20 protein-coding genes are annotated in these 18,775 nt (G+C 35.4%); 9 read left to right on the top strand and 11 right to left on the bottom strand.

The genetic code is table 11. The annotated features are described in order from the left end of the window. Positions 1–81: 81 nt before the first annotated feature. Together CWO92_RS01440 and CWO92_RS01435 are read right to left on the bottom strand one after the other, a co-directional pair. Positions 82–879: a hypothetical protein gene (locus CWO92_RS01440; protein WP_101352402.1), complete on the bottom strand. Its 798-nt coding sequence runs from the start codon at positions 877–879 to the stop codon at positions 82–84. Between the two features lie 57 nt (positions 880–936). Then, complete coding sequence (locus CWO92_RS01435; RefSeq protein ID WP_101352401.1) at positions 937–1,674, bottom strand: hydrolase; 738 nt, start codon at positions 1,672–1,674, stop codon at positions 937–939. 261 nt (positions 1,675–1,935) lie between these two features. Between CWO92_RS01435 and CWO92_RS01430 the strand changes: the two genes are divergently transcribed. Then, a complete protein-coding gene (locus CWO92_RS01430) occupies positions 1,936–2,118 on the top strand; it encodes a YjzD family protein (RefSeq protein ID WP_101352400.1) in 183 nt (60 codons plus the stop codon). A 40-nt stretch (positions 2,119–2,158) separates the two neighbouring features. Here the strand turns inward: CWO92_RS01430 and clpB are convergent, their stop codons facing one another. The 4 genes from clpB to CWO92_RS01410 all read right to left on the bottom strand — a co-directional run bounded on the left by clpB (position 2,159) and on the right by CWO92_RS01410 (position 6,466). Next, on the bottom strand, positions 2,159–4,759 hold the full coding sequence (clpB, locus tag CWO92_RS01425) for an ATP-dependent chaperone ClpB (RefSeq protein ID WP_101352399.1): 2,601 nt from the start codon (positions 4,757–4,759) through the stop codon (positions 2,159–2,161). Between the two features lie 313 nt (positions 4,760–5,072). Next, a complete protein-coding gene (locus tag CWO92_RS01420) occupies positions 5,073–5,252 on the bottom strand; it encodes a YjzC family protein (protein ID WP_101352398.1) in 180 nt (59 codons plus the stop codon). 77 nt (positions 5,253–5,329) lie between these two features. Beyond that, a complete protein-coding gene (locus CWO92_RS01415; protein ID WP_101352397.1) occupies positions 5,330–5,638 on the bottom strand; it encodes a metal-sulfur cluster assembly factor in 309 nt (102 codons plus the stop codon). A gap of 60 nt (positions 5,639–5,698) precedes the next feature. Further along, positions 5,699–6,466: an alpha/beta fold hydrolase gene (locus tag CWO92_RS01410; protein ID WP_101352396.1), complete on the bottom strand. Its 768-nt coding sequence runs from the start codon at positions 6,464–6,466 to the stop codon at positions 5,699–5,701. 252 nt (positions 6,467–6,718) lie between these two features. On the opposite strand from CWO92_RS01410, the gene CWO92_RS01405 reads away from it, so the two are divergent. The 3 genes from CWO92_RS01405 (at position 6,719) to CWO92_RS01400 (ending at position 7,973) form a co-directional block, all read left to right on the top strand. Then, on the top strand, positions 6,719–7,531 hold the full coding sequence (locus CWO92_RS01405) for a Cof-type HAD-IIB family hydrolase (protein WP_101352395.1): 813 nt from the start codon (positions 6,719–6,721) through the stop codon (positions 7,529–7,531). A 107-nt stretch (positions 7,532–7,638) separates the two neighbouring features. After that, positions 7,639–7,794 (top strand): hypothetical protein, encoded by a 156-nt coding sequence (locus CWO92_RS25185; RefSeq protein ID WP_165786588.1) that lies wholly within the window; start codon positions 7,639–7,641, stop codon positions 7,792–7,794. Next, positions 7,794–7,973, top strand: a complete 180-nt coding sequence (locus tag CWO92_RS01400; RefSeq protein ID WP_101352394.1) for a DUF3813 domain-containing protein — start codon at positions 7,794–7,796, stop codon at positions 7,971–7,973. Before CWO92_RS25185 ends, CWO92_RS01400 begins: the two co-directional genes overlap by 1 nt. Before the next feature lie 16 nt (positions 7,974–7,989). Here the strand turns inward: CWO92_RS01400 and CWO92_RS01395 are convergent, their stop codons facing one another. Both CWO92_RS01395 and CWO92_RS01390 read right to left on the bottom strand, forming a co-directional pair. After that, positions 7,990–8,706, bottom strand: a complete 717-nt coding sequence (locus tag CWO92_RS01395; protein WP_101352393.1) for a BsuPI-related putative proteinase inhibitor — start codon at positions 8,704–8,706, stop codon at positions 7,990–7,992. A gap of 63 nt (positions 8,707–8,769) precedes the next feature. After that, positions 8,770–9,624, bottom strand: coding sequence for a YitT family protein (locus CWO92_RS01390; protein WP_101352392.1), 855 nt, complete (start codon positions 9,622–9,624; stop codon positions 8,770–8,772). Positions 9,625–9,754: 130 nt separating this feature from the next. Between CWO92_RS01390 and CWO92_RS01385 the strand changes: the two genes are divergently transcribed. The 4 genes from CWO92_RS01385 (at position 9,755) to CWO92_RS01370 (ending at position 12,591) form a co-directional block, all read left to right on the top strand. Continuing rightward, positions 9,755–10,615, top strand: a complete 861-nt coding sequence (locus CWO92_RS01385) for a DegV family protein (protein WP_101352391.1) — start codon at positions 9,755–9,757, stop codon at positions 10,613–10,615. A gap of 61 nt (positions 10,616–10,676) precedes the next feature. Continuing rightward, positions 10,677–10,808, top strand: a complete 132-nt coding sequence (locus tag CWO92_RS01380) for a DUF3941 domain-containing protein (RefSeq protein WP_101352390.1) — start codon at positions 10,677–10,679, stop codon at positions 10,806–10,808. A gap of 314 nt (positions 10,809–11,122) precedes the next feature. After that, a complete protein-coding gene (locus CWO92_RS01375) occupies positions 11,123–11,614 on the top strand; it encodes a YajQ family cyclic di-GMP-binding protein (protein ID WP_101352389.1) in 492 nt (163 codons plus the stop codon). A gap of 104 nt (positions 11,615–11,718) precedes the next feature. Further along, positions 11,719–12,591 (top strand): SDR family oxidoreductase, encoded by an 873-nt coding sequence (locus CWO92_RS01370; RefSeq protein WP_101352388.1) that lies wholly within the window; start codon positions 11,719–11,721, stop codon positions 12,589–12,591. 96 nt (positions 12,592–12,687) lie between these two features. Here CWO92_RS01370 and CWO92_RS01365 read toward each other — a convergent pair whose 3' ends face one another. After that, a complete protein-coding gene (locus CWO92_RS01365) occupies positions 12,688–13,389 on the bottom strand; it encodes an ABC transporter ATP-binding protein (RefSeq protein WP_101352387.1) in 702 nt (233 codons plus the stop codon). 149 nt (positions 13,390–13,538) lie between these two features. Continuing rightward, positions 13,539–15,029: an alpha-amylase family glycosyl hydrolase gene (locus CWO92_RS01360; protein WP_101352386.1), complete on the bottom strand. Its 1,491-nt coding sequence runs from the start codon at positions 15,027–15,029 to the stop codon at positions 13,539–13,541. 213 nt (positions 15,030–15,242) lie between these two features. On the opposite strand from CWO92_RS01360, the gene CWO92_RS01355 reads away from it, so the two are divergent. Beyond that, positions 15,243–15,809: a DUF2777 family protein gene (locus tag CWO92_RS01355; RefSeq protein ID WP_101352385.1), complete on the top strand. Its 567-nt coding sequence runs from the start codon at positions 15,243–15,245 to the stop codon at positions 15,807–15,809. A 36-nt stretch (positions 15,810–15,845) separates the two neighbouring features. Here CWO92_RS01355 and CWO92_RS01350 read toward each other — a convergent pair whose 3' ends face one another. Further along, positions 15,846–18,743: an EAL domain-containing protein gene (locus CWO92_RS01350; RefSeq protein WP_101352384.1), complete on the bottom strand. Its 2,898-nt coding sequence runs from the start codon at positions 18,741–18,743 to the stop codon at positions 15,846–15,848. Positions 18,744–18,775 lie beyond the last annotated feature (32 nt).

Here is an 18,775-nt window from a genome sequence, read left to right as displayed (position 1 = left end):
AAATGAATATACGTTAAGCGAGAACTTATACCTAGAAATTCTATCAGAAGTAATAGTGTAATTTCCACTCTTAATAAATGTCTACAGAGAGTAATCATTCTGAAATCGTTTAAAACACTCTATTTGTATTTTCAATGATTCTTGAAATGAATGACATTCTTGAATATTTTTTATTACCATGTCTCTATCTTCAACCACATGTTTTTTGGGTGGCACTTTAAAGTCTTCCTTTAAATATAAGACACATTTCCTCCACATATCAGGTTGCATATTGCGTATGAGAATTCGTTGCCTATGTTCGGTTTGTTGTGTATTGTCTACAATTTCTTTTACAGCATCTTCAATAAATATTGCATCCATTGTATCATCCAAATAATCATCTTGACATTTTCCCTCAATTAATTGTTGAAATAAATACGTATTTGGCTGCCATGGGCCATATAGAGTAGGAACATAGTATTCCACAACTTTTTTATTCATATTAGTAATTGGAAACACAGCATTAAAATTTCTCCGGTTCGTATCAGAGAAGGAAAAATGATATTTGCTAGGAAAAATGATATGATATTCGGTAATGTTCTCCATTTGAAGTAAACTCTCTACATCATTAAATAAACCATTGAATTTATCAGGTAAACTTAAAAAATCAATATAAGGGATAAAACAAACTACTGAAGAATCTATTTCATCCCTTATTTCTTCTATTGGAAGCCGCAATAGATTTGCATTTCTCCCTATCTCCAACCATTTTTCCACATGATATTTATCTGTATTCCCTCCATGATCGATCGCAACAACACTGCATCCGCGATTTAATAACTGTTTACACAACTCAAATCCTACAAAATGCATTGCCCCACAAACGATTGCATTTTCCATTCTTTTCCCCCTTCCATCTACAAGTATCGTATGCGCCCTTATTCATTTCATGATTATTTATAACTCGTTTTCCTGTTCTCGGAGAAAGGAAATCAATTTGTTAGTCATATTAATTTGCTGCTCCGATAATACAAAATGAAATGTGGATGGGGTATGCTGTCTATTTCGCTCCTCCATTATTTCCTTTAGTCGAGGGTTTTGACTTTTATAATTGTTATTATCGATGCGTTGAAAAATACACAAGCCTTTTTTCATTTCAAGCAGATTCCTTGCATTATCTATTTTCCAATCTTCTAAACAGCCCTCGTCTTGTTCTTGGTAGGCAATTTCAATTTCTTTAAGTAATTTTTTATAAAAAAACTTTCCCCTTTGTTCTTGATTAATATGAGATTGTAATGATATACACGGGGAGATTAGCACAAGGGACCTCATGTATTCTTTTAAAAGTGGAAGTAGCTTAACAGCGACCAGTGCCCCCATTCCCTCTGCTAAAACGTGAATTTTATTATTTAATATTTCTTGACGGATAATATATTGATATAGTCGAAATGCATGCTTTACAGCTTTGTCATTTCCCCAGTTTCGTCCGAATAAATTGGAATAATATACCAAATATCCTTCATTGGTAAAAGCACTAATCATCATTTCTTTCCCTTTATTTTCTAACCAAAAACTTGTTTCTTCGTTCACATAATGCTGCGCATCGCCAATAATAAAAATAGCAAAACCATTGGGCCTTTCGGGATAGTGAACCATGCACCATTGCTGTTCGAATTGAAATGTTTCATTAAGCATAAAGATTTCTCCTTATTTTGGGTAAATACTAAATCATCGCCTCTAATCCTCTAAGGCATTTGTCATATTTCAATACAATGTATTCCAGCATTAAAAAAATGTAAGGAGAAAAGCCCAAATATTCTTGAATTGGGCGAAATGAATATGTAAGAAAACTTCCTAGAATTTTCACTTTCTAAATGGTGGAAGCTATGATAAGATGTAAGCGGATAAGTAAATAACATGCATATACATAAAAATTGCTGATTAGAGGTGTAATAGATGAGATATTTTTGGACATTATTTTGGACCTTCTTGCTTGTTCAGATGTTAGGTTATGTAGGTAGCGCGATGACAGATACTCATTATTCCATTGGCAACATTTCCATTATCGCTGTAGTAGTAACAATTTTAATTTTTATCGTTTCTGCTGTCATTCCAAATTCTCCTGCTACAGAAGAATAATATGTTGTTCAAAAGCAAAATAACCCCGCTCATCGCGAGGTTATTTTTTTATATTTATCTTAATTTGGTCATTTTCCAAACCTATTTCTATGATATTATGAGGATGAACATTGCCAGCAATAATTTCTCTAGCTAATTTTGTTTCAATTTGATGCTGAATGAATCGTTTTAATGGACGCGCACCATATACTGGATCATATGCTGATGTGGCGATCCAAGCTTTGGCATCGTCTGTCATTTCCAGAGTAATATATTGTTCGCTCAATCTCTTTTGCAGTTCCTCAATAAGCTTAGACACAATCCCTTTAATATCATCCATATTCAATGGCTTAAATAAGACAATGTCGTCGATTCTGTTTAGGAACTCAGGACGGAACGATGCCCGAAGTTGTTTTAAGACATTTTCCTTTGTTCGGTCATCAATTTCATTTTCATTATTTTCTCTTTCTAGCAGAAATGCTGATCCGATATTAGATGTCATTATTATCACTGTGTTTTTAAAATCCACTGTTCTACCTTGGGAATCTGTAATTCGTCCATCATCAAGGGCCTGTAACAAAATATTAAACACTTCTGGATGTGCCTTCTCCATTTCATCCATTAATACAACCGAATAAGGTTTCCTACGGACAGCCTCGGTTAGTTGGCCGCCTTCCTCATATCCGACATATCCCGGAGGTGCTCCAATTAATCTAGATACAGCATGTTTCTCCATATATTCCGACATGTCTATACGAATCATTTGCTCTTCACTATCAAATAAAACTTGCGCCAGCGACTTGGCTAATTCTGTTTTTCCCACTCCGGTTGGTCCTAAGAAAATAAAGGAACCTATTGGCCGATTTGGATCTTTTATACCGGCTCTTGCCCTTAGCACTGCATCACTGACAGCACGAACTGCCTCATCCTGCCCAATAACGCGGTCATGCAAGATATTTTCCAATTTTAAAAGCTTTTCCCGTTCCCCTTCTACTAATTTAGAAACTGGAATTCCTGTCCACCTAGCAACGATATCAGCAATTTCTTCCTCTGTTACTTCCTCTCTTAATAACTTATTTTCCCCTTTATGCTCCGCAAGGGTACTTTCTAATTCCTTCAATTCTCGTTCGACAGCAGGTATTTTTCCATGACGTAATTCCGCTGCTTTATTTAAATCGTATTCATTTTCTGCCTCTTCTAATTGTCTTCTGAGTTTTTCTAACTGCTCCCGTTTTTCTTGAATGGTTTGCAGTTCATTTTTCTCTGCTTCCCATCTTGCTTTCATGGCATTAGATTTTTCTTTGAAATCTGCCAGTTCTTTTTGCAATATACCCAGACGTTCCTTACTTGCCTCATCAGATTCTTTTTTTAATGCAGCCTCCTCAATTTCGAGCTGCATCACTCGCCTTGTTACTTCATCTAATTCACTGGGCATTGAATCAATTTCCACTCGTATGGTTGCACATGCCTCATCGACAAGATCAATGGCCTTATCAGGTAAAAATCTATCCGTGATATAACGATTAGAAAGTGTTGCTGCAGCTACTAGTGCGCGGTCATGAATATTAACTCCGTGGTGGATTTCAAATCTTTCCTTAAGACCACGCAAAATAGATACGGTATCTTCCACCGTAGGCTCCTGTACTAATACCTGTTGAAATCTTCTTTCTAATGCCGGGTCTTTTTCAATATACTTCCTGTACTCATCTAGGGTCGTTGCCCCAATACAATGAAGTTCTCCCCTTGCGAGCATCGGTTTTAACATATTCCCTGCGTCCATTGCGCCTTCTGTCTTCCCTGCACCAACGATGGTATGTAATTCATCAATGAATAAAAGGATACGTCCTTCACTCTTTTTTATCTCTTGAAGAACGGCTTTGAGTCTCTCCTCAAATTCACCTCTAAATTTTGCACCCGCAATCAGGGATCCCATATCTAAAGCGAAAATGGTTTTATCTTTTAAACCCTCTGGAACATCCTTTCTTACGATTCTTTGTGCCAATCCCTCCACAATCGCCGTTTTCCCTACTCCAGGCTCTCCTATTAACACAGGATTATTTTTCGTTTTCCTAGATAAAATACGTATAACGTTTCGGATTTCCGCATCCCGTCCAATAACTGGGTCTATTTTGCCTTCCTTTACAGCAGCTACTAAATCGCGTCCATATTTTTTTAACACATCATAGGAGCTTTCCGGATTTTGCGAAGTCACCTTTTGATTCCCCCTTATTTGCATGATTTCTGTCAATAGCATTTGTTTTGTTATGTTTTTATTTATTAAAAAGCTTGAAATCTCATTATGCTGTTGATTCGTTAATGCCAGAATTAAATGTTCTACTGAAAGGTACTCATCTTCCATTTGAGTTGCTTCCTTTTCAGCTTCTAAAAATAGCTTATGTAAATTTGTTGAAAGGTATTGTCCGCTAGAATTGGTGCCTGACACTTGTGGTTTTTTCTTTAAAATTTCATTAATTTTGGCATCCAATTCCTTTTTATCAATGCCTGAGCGTTCATAAATGCTTACCAATAAACTATCTGGCTTGTCCATAAGGGCTTTCCATAAATGAACAACATCTACCTCCGGATGCTGCCATTCATTTGTAATTTGTTGTGCCTCTGCTAACCCTTCCTGAACGGAAAATGTCATTTTATTTATGTCCACTTTTAGATCACCCCAAGAGTGTATAATTCTAAGATTATTTTATTCTATATATTACCAAAGAGCAAAATTCTAAGCTGACAGACGTTTCGCTATCCCTTTAAAAGAGCACTAAGGAAGGAATTAGCGAACTCAGTCTTTAACAATCAAAAATACGATCCTTTTATCCTAACCGGAACTGGTATCTGCTTTTACATAATTCAACCATAACCGACAAAAATTCAGGCACTACTAAAAAATTCAATCACTTCGGGAAATATTGAGGCAAATAATTCAGCCTAATCCCATATGAAAAAGCCATCCAAATTAGGATGGCTTAAGGTTTGCGCTTATATGTCCAATGACGCTCATCGTTTGATGTTTCGGGGAAGTGATCTCCCGCATTTAGTCTTATACTTTTCGGATTGACCACCATGCTACCATTTTCTCCAACTTCTACATACACTCCATTGTTGGGAGCTTTATCTCCGGAATGAAATCTTCGACGTTGTCCCATGGTATTCCCTCCTAAAATTAGCGTCAATACTATTTTGCATCATTTCAGTATGGAAATAAGCGTCTTATTTTTCCAATTTAACTAATGCCTAACGCTATTTTGGCATATCGTGATAAGCGGTCTTTTGACCAAGGCGGATTCCAGACAATATTTACTTCTGTATCCTTTACCTCAGGCAAATCTCGTAAGGCAGTTTGAACCTGATCAACAATAATACCAGCAAGAGGGCATCCCATTGCCGTTAATGTCATCGTAACGGTTAATTTCCCTTCCTCATCTAAATCTAAATCATATACAAGCCCAAGATTGACAATATCGATACCAAGCTCAGGGTCAATAACTTGTTCTAAAGCACCAAGAATACTTTCTCTCAGTTCTTCATCCATTCCAATTCACTCCTTCATATATTTAATCCTATCATAGCAAACTTACAGTGAAAAAAGAAATTATAACCATCTTTCAAACCAATCAACGGTTTTCAATAAGCCTTCTCTTGAAACCTTATGGCCTGATTTTGTATCTGTTATGAATTCTAATCTATCTGGAACGTTTGCGTACAATGTTTGAATCTTTTTATAATAATCATATGTGGGCTGATAGGGAACCATGTTATCTTTTGCTCCATGCCAAAATAAAATCGGCCGCTTCTCCAATATTTCTGGATGTTTACTTAAGTCAAATTCATGTAATACAGATATTTGTTTCTGCAATTCTTCATCTGTTAGTGGTATTTTAATTCCGTTATTCTTTAGTTTTTGTATTTGCTCAAGAGCAAACTCCTCGTAATTCGGGCTTCCCATTAACACCACGGCCGCTTTTATCCACGGATATTTCGTTAATGCACCACATGTAATAATTCCGCCCATAGACGTACCTACTAAACCAATTCTTTCCGGATCTGTGTAGCCATTTTGTACATAGTAATTTTTGATAACATCAATTTCATGAATGGTTTTTAAAATAATCTCCCAAAACTTGAACATTACTTCCATCTTAGACGAATCCTTCTGTCTTTCTCCATGAAACATAATTTCAGGCAATACCACTCGAAAACCTTTTTCCGCTAAAAGGTATGCATAATGAAGATTATGTTCCTTTGCTGACTCAAATCCATGAACAAAAATCACAAGAGGTGCTTTTTCTATATATATTTTCTCTTTAACCACATGTAATACTGGGATGTCTTCTATAATATCTTTTTGTATTTGAATCACTATAACGGCTCCTTCTTACACATATTCCTTCTAATTGTTAATATTATTTAGTATATTGAGATTACAACCTTATTTTACTATTGTCCAAGGCTGTTTCCTAAATTGCTCTCTCTTTTCTAACCCGAAATGAGAAAATTATAAGATTTTCTTTTTAAAAAGCAGCAAAGTTTAAGAAAAGAGCCTTGCCCAAAGACAGTGTATCAAATTTACATGTCTTTTCCCATGAATAAGATTCAGCAAAGGAGAAATCAAATGTCACTACACCCTTATTTAATTGCTCTGGATTTAGATGGAACTCTCTTAACAGACGACAAAAATATTTCCGAAAGAACTTCCCGCACTATTAATAAACTTCAACAAAAAGGTCATATTGTCATGATTTCAACAGGCAGACCATATCGATCAAGCAAGAGATATTATCAGGAATTAAACTTACAATCCCCTATTGTAAATTTTAATGGTGCGTTTGTTCATCACCCACTTAAAGCTAACTGGGGCATGTATCATCAACCGATAGATTTAAGCGTAGTGAAGGATATCGTGGATACATGCCATCAATATAATATCCATAATATTATTGCAGAAGTACTGGATCATGTATATTTGCATTATCATGATGAAAAGTTATTAGAAATATTCCATCATGAAAGTCCAAAAGTAACGACTGGAAATTTATTATCTTATCTGCAAGACAATCCAACTTCCTTATTGATTCACGCAGAAGAAAAAGATGTTCCGAAAATTCGTCAGCACCTATCAGATGTTCATGCCGAAGTGATTGATCATCGACGCTGGGGAGCCCCATGGCATATTATTGAAATTGTAAAATATGGATTAAGTAAAGCCAAAGGAATTGAAAGAGTTGCTAATTACTACAATATACCTAGGGAGAATATTGTGGCATTTGGCGACGAGGACAATGATTTTGAAATGATTGAATATGCAGGGGTAGGGGTTGCAATGGGCAATGCGATCACACCTCTTAAGGAAATAGCCAATCATGTAACTGCTACCAATATGGAAGACGGTGTTTCGATATTTTTGGAAGAATTTTTCAAGCTTTAATAGTACCTGCATTCCATTTTTTTACCTGACTCAATTGAAGAGGGAAGTTCATACTAAATAAAGAACGAATCTCATTCGTTTAATTCTAGCCAAGGGCGGTGTTTCGTTTGGGTAAAAGAAACAAATCGAAACGTTTTGTTCAGCAGGGAAAAGATGCAGTATCAAAACATGATGAGCGCTTTCCATACCGTTCCACATATGCTGAAGCAGAAGAACGTCAGCTAGAGTTTATGAAGGACTCGTCATTAGGAGGACTAGAATAATGACAAATAGGTTATTTCAACAAGCAAAATTCTTTGTTGAAAGAGCTAAAGGCTCTCCTAATGATGAACAAACTATTCAAAAGGCAAAGAATGCACTTTCCTCTGCATTTGCAAACTCTACCATTGCCGAGCAAAATCAATTAAATAAAATGCAGGATGAGTTAGAACAATTGAAATAGCTGCCGTTTTTGGCAGCTATTTCTTTAAATTTTGGATAAAAATTGGTTCATCCTTTGCATTAAAAATTGTAAATATGACCGACTTGTTTTGGGTAACTATATCATTCGGAAGATGAAATGAAATGTGGAATGCATTCCTTTCAATTGGAATGGCCTTTCTTGCTATTAGGAGATTATGACCGTCATCTACTGAGTAGTAATAATTTTCACTTGAATAATCTGCATCTCCGGAAACTGTATAATTTCCTGCTTTTCCTTCGGTATGAATACCATGCAGTGCAGGAACTTCGAATTCTTGTTTTGTCACCCATTGCTGTGGACTAATGACCCCATTTAATTTACTAGGCAACAATCTTGCTATCAGGGTATACTTTCCAGAAGAAAGTCTTTTTTGATTACTTTTATAATCCCAATTAATGGTCCAGCTTTTTTCTTCCCCGCTTTGAAGTTTAACATATTGAAATGCTTGTAGATAATACTTTCCTTTGCTAAAACGGAAAACCTCTCTCTTTCCATCCAGTATAGAGAAATCATACAATTTACTTGTTGGAAATTCCAACTGGACATTTTGTTCCGAATTATTTCGAACGATTAAATTTATTTCCAGATGATCAGCATATGGTCTAAGTTGAGCATTCCAGGATACCATCGATCCAACATCCTTCCCGGTCGCATTCGCTAATTTAGGAACCAAAAGAATCATCAAACAAAGAAAAATGAGTATTTTTTTCATCGGTGCACTTCCTTCCAAAAATGGAAAAACCTCACCGTTTAGTATGTTCTATCTACTTCGAAATTAATCTTTTCTAAAGAAACCATAAACCGCTGCTGTTTGCACTACATTTGTAAATGCATTAGGGTCTACCTCTTTTATAATACGCTCCATTGCATATAATTCATATCGAGTAATTACAATCATAAGCATTTCTCTATCCTCATTTGAAAATGCCCCTTTAGCAGGGATTAGCGTAATTCCGCGCACTAATCTCGCATGAATTGCCTTCTTCATTTCCGATGGCATTTTCGTAATAATCATGACCGTTAATTTTTGATGACGTGTATGAATGGCATCGATGACTCTTGTTGATGCATATAAGGAAACAAGCGTGTACAATGCCTTATCCCAACCATATACATATCCTGCCGTGATAATAATAATTGCATTTAACACAAAATAGTAAATTCCTACCGGTTTATCCTGAATTCGGGATAAAACCATGGCAATAATATCTAAGCCGCCGGTAGAAGCACCAAATTTTAACGTAATTCCAACTCCAATCGCAGCAATTACACCACCGAATACAGCATATAAGAGAATATCACCTGAAGCTTTATGAACAGGTATAATTTCCAAAAACACAGACATCAAAACGACGGACACAAAACTATACAACGTAAATAGCTTTCCAACCTTTAACCATCCAAGAATGGCAACTGGAATATTTAACACGAGTAAAAGTAATCCCATCGAAATATGTATAGGGGTATACTGGTTAAAAATATTGGACAAAAGCTGTGCTGCCCCAGTAAATCCGCTGGAATAAACATTGGCAGGCTTTAAAAAGTAGTTTATAGCAATGGCATTTAAAAAGGCACCAACTAAAACAACAATGATTTTTTTTACATGTTCGATGATAAGTTCCTTTTTCATAAAAATATCCTCCTCATTCATACTATTCTCTATAACCTAAATACAGGTACTTCATACCAAAAGGATTGTGAAATTTAAGTAAAATAGATAGAATAAAAGGAAATATGAATCGAAAGTATAGGTGAAAAGGATGACTGCTATAAAGTTATTTGCAGATAGTGCGTGTGACCTACCTTTAGAATTTTTTGATAAAAATGATGTAACTTTAATTCCGCTAAACGTTTACTTGGATGAAAAGGAATATCTTGATATTAAAACAATCAATCCAAAACAAGTTTTTGATGGAATTCGTTCCGGAAAAGTACCGAAAACTTCCCAGCCTTCTCCGGAGGTTTTTGAAGAAACCTTTGTTGAGCTTGCTAAATCAAAACAATCCGGAATATATATTGCTTTCTCTTCTGCTTTATCAGGAACGTATCAAACAGCTGAAATGGTACGCGGGCAAGTATTAGAGGAGTATCCGGATTTAGATCTTACCATCATTGATACTAAATGTGCTTCTGTTGGTTATGGTCTAGTTGTGAAAAATGCGGTTAGCCAGTTGAAGGCCAATGCATCTAGAGAAGAAATTATTAAAACAGCGATTTTTAATAGCCAGCATATGGAGCATTTATTTACGGTGGATGACTTAGATTATTTAGCAAAAGGCGGAAGATTATCGAAAGCCTCTGCATTTTTGGGCGGACTATTAAATATCAAACCGCTTCTTCATGTCGAGGACGGAAAGCTGGTTCCTCTTGAAAAAATAAGAGGAAAGAAAAAATTACTTCAACGTATGCTTGATTTAATGGCAGAAAGAGGCGATTCACTCCAAGAGCAATGTATCGGAATTTGCCATGGAGATGACGAAGAAGCTGCCTTGAATTTAAAAAAATTAATTGAAGAACGTTTTGGTGTAAAAGATTTTTATATCAATATTATTGGGTCCGCAGTGGGATCCCATGCTGGTCCTGGCACATTAGCAGTATTCTTTTTGAATCAACGTCAATAATTCATAATTTCCCCCCTCAATGGTGATATTAAGGAGGAACAATTTGAAGGGGGATTATCACATGTCACATACATCTGATAATGATAAGAAAGCAAGAGACAATAATGCTTTAAGACATGAAAAAAATATGATTCGTGAAAAGAATCGCAAGGCTGGAAAACATCAATATTCCAAGAAAACCGATCATTTATAAGACAGGGAAAAGTTCCTTGTCTTTTTTCTATTTATACTATTTGTAAACGGCAATGAACCGAATTTACTTAGCGTTGTTCTATATACACCATGCTAGGGACATGTTGACAGAGATTTTACTTGCGAAATGCCGTCTTATTCCACTATTCTATATTAGGAATAGATTAGTTTCGTTATTTTCAAAACTTGATCAGCTGTTTTTTTATAAGAATTCTGCAGGAATATATTTTATATATTTCAAAATATAAAAAGGTTGTTTCCCTTCATTCGTTTGACTATAATATTGGTAATATTACGTAACGGTGGAGGTTCATGATGGCAAAAGAAAGTTCGTTTGATATTGTGTCACAAGTTGATTTTTCTGAAGTAACCAATGCGATTACCCAAGCGATGAAGGAAATCCAAACCAGATACGATTTTAAAGGAAGCAAAAGCGATATTAAATTGGACAAAGAAGAACTTGTTCTGGTTTCGGATGATGAGTATAAATTGAGTCAAGTGAAGGATGTATTGTTCAGTAAATTGATTAAACGCGGTGTTCCTGTAAAAAATCTAGATTACGGGAAAGTGGAAAATGCTTCAGGCGGTACAGTAAGACAACGCGCAAAGTTAATTCAAGGTATCGATAAGGAAAACGCTAAGAAAATTAATAATATCATTAAAAACAGCGGTGTAAAGGTAAAAAGCCAAGTACAGGATGATCAAGTCCGTGTAACTGGAAAAAGCCGTGATGATTTGCAAAAGATTATCGCAGCAATAAGAGAAGCAGATTTGACTATTGACGTACAATTTGTAAATTACCGTTAAACACAGGTGGATACCACCTGTGTTTTTTGTTCTTCGAAATCACTCATAACATTTTCTAAGATGCAAAGAATAATGGAAGATTATATCTTGGATGGAGTGAAATTATGAGTTCTCAGCAAAATCAACCGAAAAAGACAATGCCGAAGCAGCATCAAAATACACAACCAGGTATCGAATCAAAGATGAATCCATTGCCAAAATCTATTGATCCCGGATATAAAGCAAGCGGAAAATTAACTGGAAAGACAGCCATTATTACTGGTGGAGACAGCGGAATTGGCAAAGCTGTTGCACATTATTTTGCTATGGAAGGTGCTAATGTTGCTATTTGTTATTTAAACGAACATGATGATGCAAATGAAACATTATCGCTTATTCAAAAAGAAAATCGGGAATGTCTCCTTATCCCCGGGGATATCGGTGATGAACAGCATTGTAAGGATGCGGTAAAAAAGGTGGTTGATCAGTTTGGAAAAGTTGACATTCTAGTGAACAATGCTGCTGAACAACACCCTCAACAAAGTATATTAAATATTACAGCTGATCAATTACAAAGAACCTTCCAAACGAATATTTTTTCGTTCTTTTACATGACCAAAGCTGTCCTTCCTCATTTTTCAAAGGGAAGTGTCATCATTAATACTGCCTCCGTTACAGCATATCAAGGAAATGAGCAGCTTCTCGACTATTCCGCTACAAAAGGGGCAGTAGTAACCTTTACTCGTTCCCTAGCTCTATCTTTAGCAAAACAAGGAATTCGTGTGAACGGAGTGGCACCTGGACCTGTATGGACTCCGCTTATTCCTTCAACATTTCCTGAGGACCAGGTAGAAACATTTGGTGGAAATGTGCCTTTTGGTAGACCTGGACAGCCATATGAGCTCGCGCCTGCTTACGTTTATCTAGCTTCGGATGATTCCAGCTATGTGTCAGGGCAGATGATTCATGTTAATGGTGGGTCGATAGTGAATGGTTAATTTTAATAGTAATGGGTGTCGAAAAAATAGATATCCATTACTATATTTTTCATGACAATATTAGTAACCTAGAAGGAAAATTGGTACAAATTATCATTAATTATAACCTATGGATTCCCCTTTTCTATCCGATAATACACTTCCATCTTTCATTGTAATGATTCGATCTGCTTTTGCAGCAAGCTTAGGGTCGTGAGTAACAAAAAAGACCCCGCATCCTTCTTGTTCATTTAACTGCTTCATCAATTCAAATATTCGGTCTCCCGTTTCTGAATCAAGATTTCCGGTAGGTTCATCAGCAAGAAGCCAATCTGGCTTATGGACAATCGCACGTGCAATGGCAATCCTTTGTTGTTGCCCGCCTGATAATTGAGATGGTAATGAATTTTCTTTATCCGCAAGACCCACCTGTTCCAATACTTCCCTTGCTCTTTCTACTTTATTATAAGAAACTTTTCGAGAAAATAAGGGTGAGAGAACATTTTCAAGAGCTGTTAGTGTAGGTAACAAATGGAATTGTTGAAAAATAAATCCTATATTTTCAAAACGAAAATCTGAAATCATTTTTTTACTTTTTTTCATTATTTCTTCGCCATCATATAAAATTTTTCCTGATGTCGGGGAATCCAATGTCCCTAATAAACTAAGCAATGTTGATTTGCCTGAACCCGATGGTCCAACGATAGAGGTAAACTCACCTTTAATAAAAGATAGATTTATATTTGTTACTGCATTTGTACTTACTCCATCCCCATGAAAAGCCCTTCCTACTTGTATGCATTCTATTTTTCCAGTCATTGGTTCTCCTCTCCCCTTTTTTCTGTTTATTCCTAATTTTACCACAAATATTTCATGTATCGTAAACTATAAATTTAAATTGAATTTGTTTTAAATAAAAAACAGCCCAGTAATTTAAAATCAAAAAATACTGGACTGTTTATCAAAACCTATTTATTTTTCTTCGCCTTTCTCTTGGCAGCAAAAATAAATGCAAAGAAAAGTACCCAAACCATAACTAATATGGCAATGAAACCAAAGTTAATTCCAGTTTTATCTACCACTCTGTATATTTCAGAGGATTCCCTTTCTAAAACTAGCTTATATTTACCTTGGTCAGCACGGATAATTCCGCCTTCTAATAGTCCATGGAGTTCTTTATCACCATCGAACTCAGAGACATCTAACGAAACAGCGTGAGTAGCACTTGTGTTATTGATGGCAACGATATTGATATCGCCTTTATATTCTCTCTTATATACCGTCATTCCCTCTTTATTATAAATCGGAATCAGGGAACCGCTTACCAGAGCTTGATTTTTCGCTCTTATTTCGGATATTTGCGTCATATAATCCATAAGATCTTTATCCGCACGAAAATTCATCATTTTGCGATTTTCCGGTGCATTTCCTCCATCAACTGCGATTTCGGATCCGTAATAGATAACCGGTATCTCTGGCTGAGTATAAAAATAGGTTAACGCAAGTTTCCACCTTGTTCCTGGATATTTATTCGCATTCACCATGTCACGTGTAAAACGTGTCGCATATGGATTATCAAAATAAACCGCATTTACTGTAGATGAATTATATGTATGTTTATTCTTTTTGACTATATCAAGCAAAGCCGTTGCAGACTGGTCAATATCGGAAAATGCTTTCCGTAATGGCTGATTTTGCGGACGATCATAAAACCCATCAAATCCAGCCTGCTCATAGTTTTTGATCATATTGGCATTATCTGAATGTACATCGCCAAGCAAATAGAAATCTTTGTCCACTGATTTAACAGCAGAATTGAAATCCTTCCAAAAGTTTATCGGTGCATCTTCAACATCACTTAAGTAGTAACCGTCAATACCTGTTTTTTGAACCCACCATTTTCCCATCTTCATAAAATATTGTTTTACCGCTGGGTTAGTTTGATTTACTTCAACTAATCCATCTTTTGTTTTTCCTTTTAACCATTCGCTCTTTGTCGTATCTTTTACCCATGGATGTTCAGGACTCACTTGATTCGTTTTAAACTGGATTATCACCTTGATATGTTTTTTATGAGCTTCCTTCACAAGCTGTTGAAACTTTTTCAAAGAACCGTAATGTTCGTCAGGCTTGTAGAAGTCCGTTATACGATCACCTGCATACCCCTTTGAATCATTATCAAAAATAGGATTAAGTAAAATAGCTGTAAATCCTAAATCTTTTATGTAGTCCAGTCTGTCGATAATTCCTTGAAAGTCACCGCCTTGAAAACGTAAATCATTTTTTGTATTGATGTTGATATCATTGGAATTATCCCCATTATTGAAACGATCGACGATTAAATAATACACATTTTGACTCCGCCAATCTCGTTGCTCTTTTCCCGCAGCATTCGCTTGCACTGCACAAAAAACGAGCAACGGAATGATGCAACAAAGTGCAAAAACTCTTTTAAGCATTCTCCGTTCCTCCTAAAATTAACCTATGAAATAAGATTATCCCTTCTATACAATGATAGTCAAACAATTCTCACATAAATAGCAAAAGTTCCGCTACATTCTTTGTCTTTTATTTGTCGATTGACAATACGGCAAAAAATTACAGGTATGAAACAAGCTCCCATTGTCAACAAAGAATATATAGATTATGGCCTGCGAATTGGAGGGTAATCGATGGACCAGCAACAAAGAAATCAACTAATCAAAAACCAAAATCGTGCCTTTATTACCGGGAGTATCGAAAACATCAATGATCAATGGGTCTTCTTTGATGACGAAACTGATGAGGCATTCATGTTAGAACAATATTCTATGCAAGAGATAGAAGTCTTCCATAGAAATCAATGGTTAAAGGGCATATTAGAGGATGATGGTAAAATCGCTTTGCAAACTTCCATTCTTTTCCTTCAAGATCAAATGAAAATGAGAATACGCAAACAAATTGCCTTTGCATTGGAAATATTATTAAATGAGCTTATAGATGATGTACTATTCTACTTTATTCATAATCTAAACCAACTAGAATTCTCTATTTATGATTGTTTATATTGTCACAATCAATTATCTTACCTCAGTGAAAGCGAAAATCAATTTGGGGTAAATTTTTTAATATTTGATAATGGAGAAAACATTTGTGCGGTTCAACATCATTTTAAATATGAACAAGAGCATCAGGATCGCTTTGAATTTACCTTAAGTACTGGAAAAAGATTAATCGTTGAGAAAGTCTCTAAAATATAGCAAGAGAAACGTCTATCACTGATGATAGACGTTTTCTTACTGTTGACCAATAAAACGTTTATTTTCTAACCATTCTTTCATGCGAACAGAGTCCATAGGCTTTTCAATTAAATAGCCTTGAATATAATTGCAATTCATACTTTTTAAGATAGCAAACTGTTCATTCGTTTCCACACCTTCCGCAATTACCTCGAGTCCAAGACCTTTCCCCATCGTCATAATCGAATGGACAATAGCATAGTCAGGTGTTTGAACATCTAAGTTTTGGATAAATGATTTATCTATTTTTAATATATGAATCGGCAAATGACGCAAATAGCTAAGGGATGAGTACCCCGTACCAAAATCATCGATGGATATTTTGACTCCAATATTTCTCAAGGCATGCATGGTTTCAATCGTTTTGATAGAATCGTTCAGCATAACCGTCTCCGTCAGTTCTAAATGCAGAAACGTGGAATCCAAATTTGAATAGGCAAGAGCGTTTTTTACCTCTTCAATAAACCATCTATTTTGAAATTGAGAGGCTGAAACATTAATAGAAATACTAGCATCCGTTAAGCCCTCGTCATGCCAAACTTTCATTTGCTTGCAGGCATTCTTTAGAACCCACTTTCCTATTGAATGAATAAGTCCTGTTTCCTCCGCCAAAGGGATAAACTCAAAAGGAGGGATAATTCCTCGTTCTGGGTGCATCCACCTTATTAAAGCTTCACAGGATTTCATTTTACGGTTGGAACTATCAATAATTGGTTGATACATAAGAAATAATTCATTATTTTTTATGGCTCTTCTTAATTGGCTTTCCATCTCCACACGATTAAGTGTTTCCTCATTCATCTCATCAGAAAAAAAGATCATCCCGTTTCCACCTTGTAATTTTACACGGTTAAGAGCTAAGTCAGCATTTTTTAACAGATCCTCACTCTGATCTCCATCATAAGGATACATGCTTACTCCAATACTTGCACTGAGGAAAAATTCTTTCTTCTGGTAAGAGAATGGCTTTTCTATTATTTTTAATAATTGTTTTCCAAACTGAATAATACTCTCAGGATCTGCTTCCTTCGTTAATAAGATACTAAATTTATCACTTGTAAACCTTCCTAAATAAGCGCCTTTGGAAAGGGCATTCTTCATTCTATTTGCAAGTTCTTTTAGCATTAAGTCTCCCGCATAATGTCCTAATGTATCATTGACCATTTTAAATCGATCAATATCTATAAACAATACAGCAAGAGCACGTCGTTTCTTTTTTGCTCTCCTTAGCATTTCCTCTAAAATTTCATTAAATTTTGTCCGGTTCGGCAATCCGGTGCCTTCATCATAATGTGCTAGCTGAGTAATTTTTTCTTCAAACTTAATATTCTCGCTAATATCTCTACCAATTCCCAATACTCCCATACATTTACCATCTACCATCACCGGTATATTTTTGATATGAAAAGACTCTATACTACCATCCTTTGTTTTGATATTCATATTATAATATTGAATTTTTCCATTGATTGATTTGCGAAAATGTCGTTGTGCCTTAGGAATATCATGATCCATCACGAGCTTTAATGAGCTTTTTCCTTTTAATTCATTCAAGGTATACCCAATAGCTTTTACAAATGAGTGATTAACGCTAGTAAAGTTTCCTTTTAAATCCAATGTATAAACGACATCGATATTATTTTCATATAGAGAATGGTAGTAAGCACTTGACTGTCTTATATTTTCTCTAAGAGCATTAACTTCTTTTGCTGCTTCATTTGCCATAGTTGTTAATGCTGATATGAAATGGGAGGGAGCGGGTAATGTACAGTTTTTTTCTGAAACTAGTTTATTCCCTTCTGCTGATTCAGAAAGGGTTATATAGATAGAGGATGGTGATAAAGATTTTGATTGTTTTTTGGAACGACAACTAATTTCACCAAAGCAATTAAAATCTATGATTGGTGTTTGCTGTTCTTCCTCATATTGAAAATAATTGTTTAAACTTTCTTTAATAAATGCACAGTGAAAAGCAAAAATGGTTTCAATATTCTTACTTTTTTGTCTTTTTAAACCTTTTTGGGACAAGGATAATAGCTTCTCCTTATTTGGGATAGCAAGTGATAAAACATCCCCATTTATGACTGGAGCCGATAATTCAAGTGAACTGCCTTCATGAATATCCCGGATAAAGGCTATTTCCTTTCTTTTCTCTCGATGAATGATAAAAGGAATTTGAAAACTAGATTTTGGCAAATATTGAATAAATTCATTACCTAGGAATTGTTTCATAATATGTATAGGCTTCTTTCCATTTAACCCCATTAGTATATTTTCTTTTGCTTTTGAAACGGTAAATGGTAATCCGAGTTCGGACCAGCTGTTATTTTCCATCGTCTCTATAACCATATCTTGATTATCAAATAATATAAGGGCAATTCCATTTTCAACAATTCCTCTTTCTGTAAAAACATAATGAGGACTATCCTTAATGGAGTCTAAAGAATTACATCCTAAAATGACTACATCTGAGTTCCGTTTGTGAAAGCCATCCAATATGGGATTCATATCACCAATTCTTAGATTAGAAAATAACTGAATCATTTTTGTATCAGATGTTACATAGTCTAAAGCTATTGTCTCCCCTAATGTAACTAGATCTTCTGTATTTTCTACGTTAATCATTTCAGAAAATACTTTTGTTTTCTCAAAGGTGACAAAATCAATGAGAGTCTTTTTCCCTATTAACCTGTTCTCTGAAGAGCTACTTCCAACTATTACTACTTGCGGAAGAAGATTCTTTAAAAAGGTTATTAAATTCGTTATTTCTGCTAATTCCATTAGTCCAGCACAAATATAAACACTTAAGGCAGGATATTGAGGAAGTTCGTTTTCTTCAATAAAAGATTGGAGCCGAGATTGACTATCAAATAATGTACGGAACGATTTTATCAAGCTGGTCACCGCCTTGCGTTGCCAATAATTAA

The organism is Heyndrickxia camelliae (assembly GCF_002844575.1).
Lineage (GTDB): Bacteria > Bacillota > Bacilli > Bacillales > Bacillaceae_C > Margalitia > Margalitia camelliae.
The sequence above is the reverse complement of the archived record's forward strand: the minus strand, read 5'-3'. Positions and strand labels throughout refer to the sequence as shown.

Excerpts from the sequence above, each read along its gene's own strand:
- CWO92_RS01440 (WP_101352402.1), bottom strand. The coding sequence starts at position 879 with ATGGAAAATGCAATCGTTTGTGGGGCAATGCATTTTGTAGGATTTGAG.
- CWO92_RS01435 (WP_101352401.1), bottom strand. The coding sequence starts at position 1,674 with ATGCTTAATGAAACATTTCAATTCGAACAGCAATGGTGCATGGTTCAC.
- CWO92_RS01430 (WP_101352400.1), top strand. The coding sequence starts at position 1,936 with ATGAGATATTTTTGGACATTATTTTGGACCTTCTTGCTTGTTCAGATG.
- CWO92_RS01420 (WP_101352398.1), bottom strand. The coding sequence starts at position 5,252 with ATGGGACAACGTCGAAGATTTCATTCCGGAGATAAAGCTCCCAACAAT.
- CWO92_RS01415 (WP_101352397.1), bottom strand. The coding sequence starts at position 5,638 with ATGGATGAAGAACTGAGAGAAAGTATTCTTGGTGCTTTAGAACAAGTT.
- CWO92_RS01405 (WP_101352395.1), top strand. The coding sequence starts at position 6,719 with ATGTCACTACACCCTTATTTAATTGCTCTGGATTTAGATGGAACTCTC.
- CWO92_RS01400 (WP_101352394.1), top strand. The coding sequence starts at position 7,794 with ATGACAAATAGGTTATTTCAACAAGCAAAATTCTTTGTTGAAAGAGCT.
- CWO92_RS01395 (WP_101352393.1), bottom strand. The coding sequence starts at position 8,706 with ATGAAAAAAATACTCATTTTTCTTTGTTTGATGATTCTTTTGGTTCCT.
- CWO92_RS01390 (WP_101352392.1), bottom strand. The coding sequence starts at position 9,624 with ATGAAAAAGGAACTTATCATCGAACATGTAAAAAAAATCATTGTTGTT.
- CWO92_RS01385 (WP_101352391.1), top strand. The coding sequence starts at position 9,755 with ATGACTGCTATAAAGTTATTTGCAGATAGTGCGTGTGACCTACCTTTA.
- CWO92_RS01380 (WP_101352390.1), top strand. The coding sequence starts at position 10,677 with ATGTCACATACATCTGATAATGATAAGAAAGCAAGAGACAATAATGCT.
- CWO92_RS01375 (WP_101352389.1), top strand. The coding sequence starts at position 11,123 with ATGGCAAAAGAAAGTTCGTTTGATATTGTGTCACAAGTTGATTTTTCT.
- CWO92_RS01370 (WP_101352388.1), top strand. The coding sequence starts at position 11,719 with ATGAGTTCTCAGCAAAATCAACCGAAAAAGACAATGCCGAAGCAGCAT.
- CWO92_RS01365 (WP_101352387.1), bottom strand. The coding sequence starts at position 13,389 with ATGACTGGAAAAATAGAATGCATACAAGTAGGAAGGGCTTTTCATGGG.
- CWO92_RS01360 (WP_101352386.1), bottom strand. The coding sequence starts at position 15,029 with ATGCTTAAAAGAGTTTTTGCACTTTGTTGCATCATTCCGTTGCTCGTT.
- CWO92_RS01355 (WP_101352385.1), top strand. The coding sequence starts at position 15,243 with ATGGACCAGCAACAAAGAAATCAACTAATCAAAAACCAAAATCGTGCC.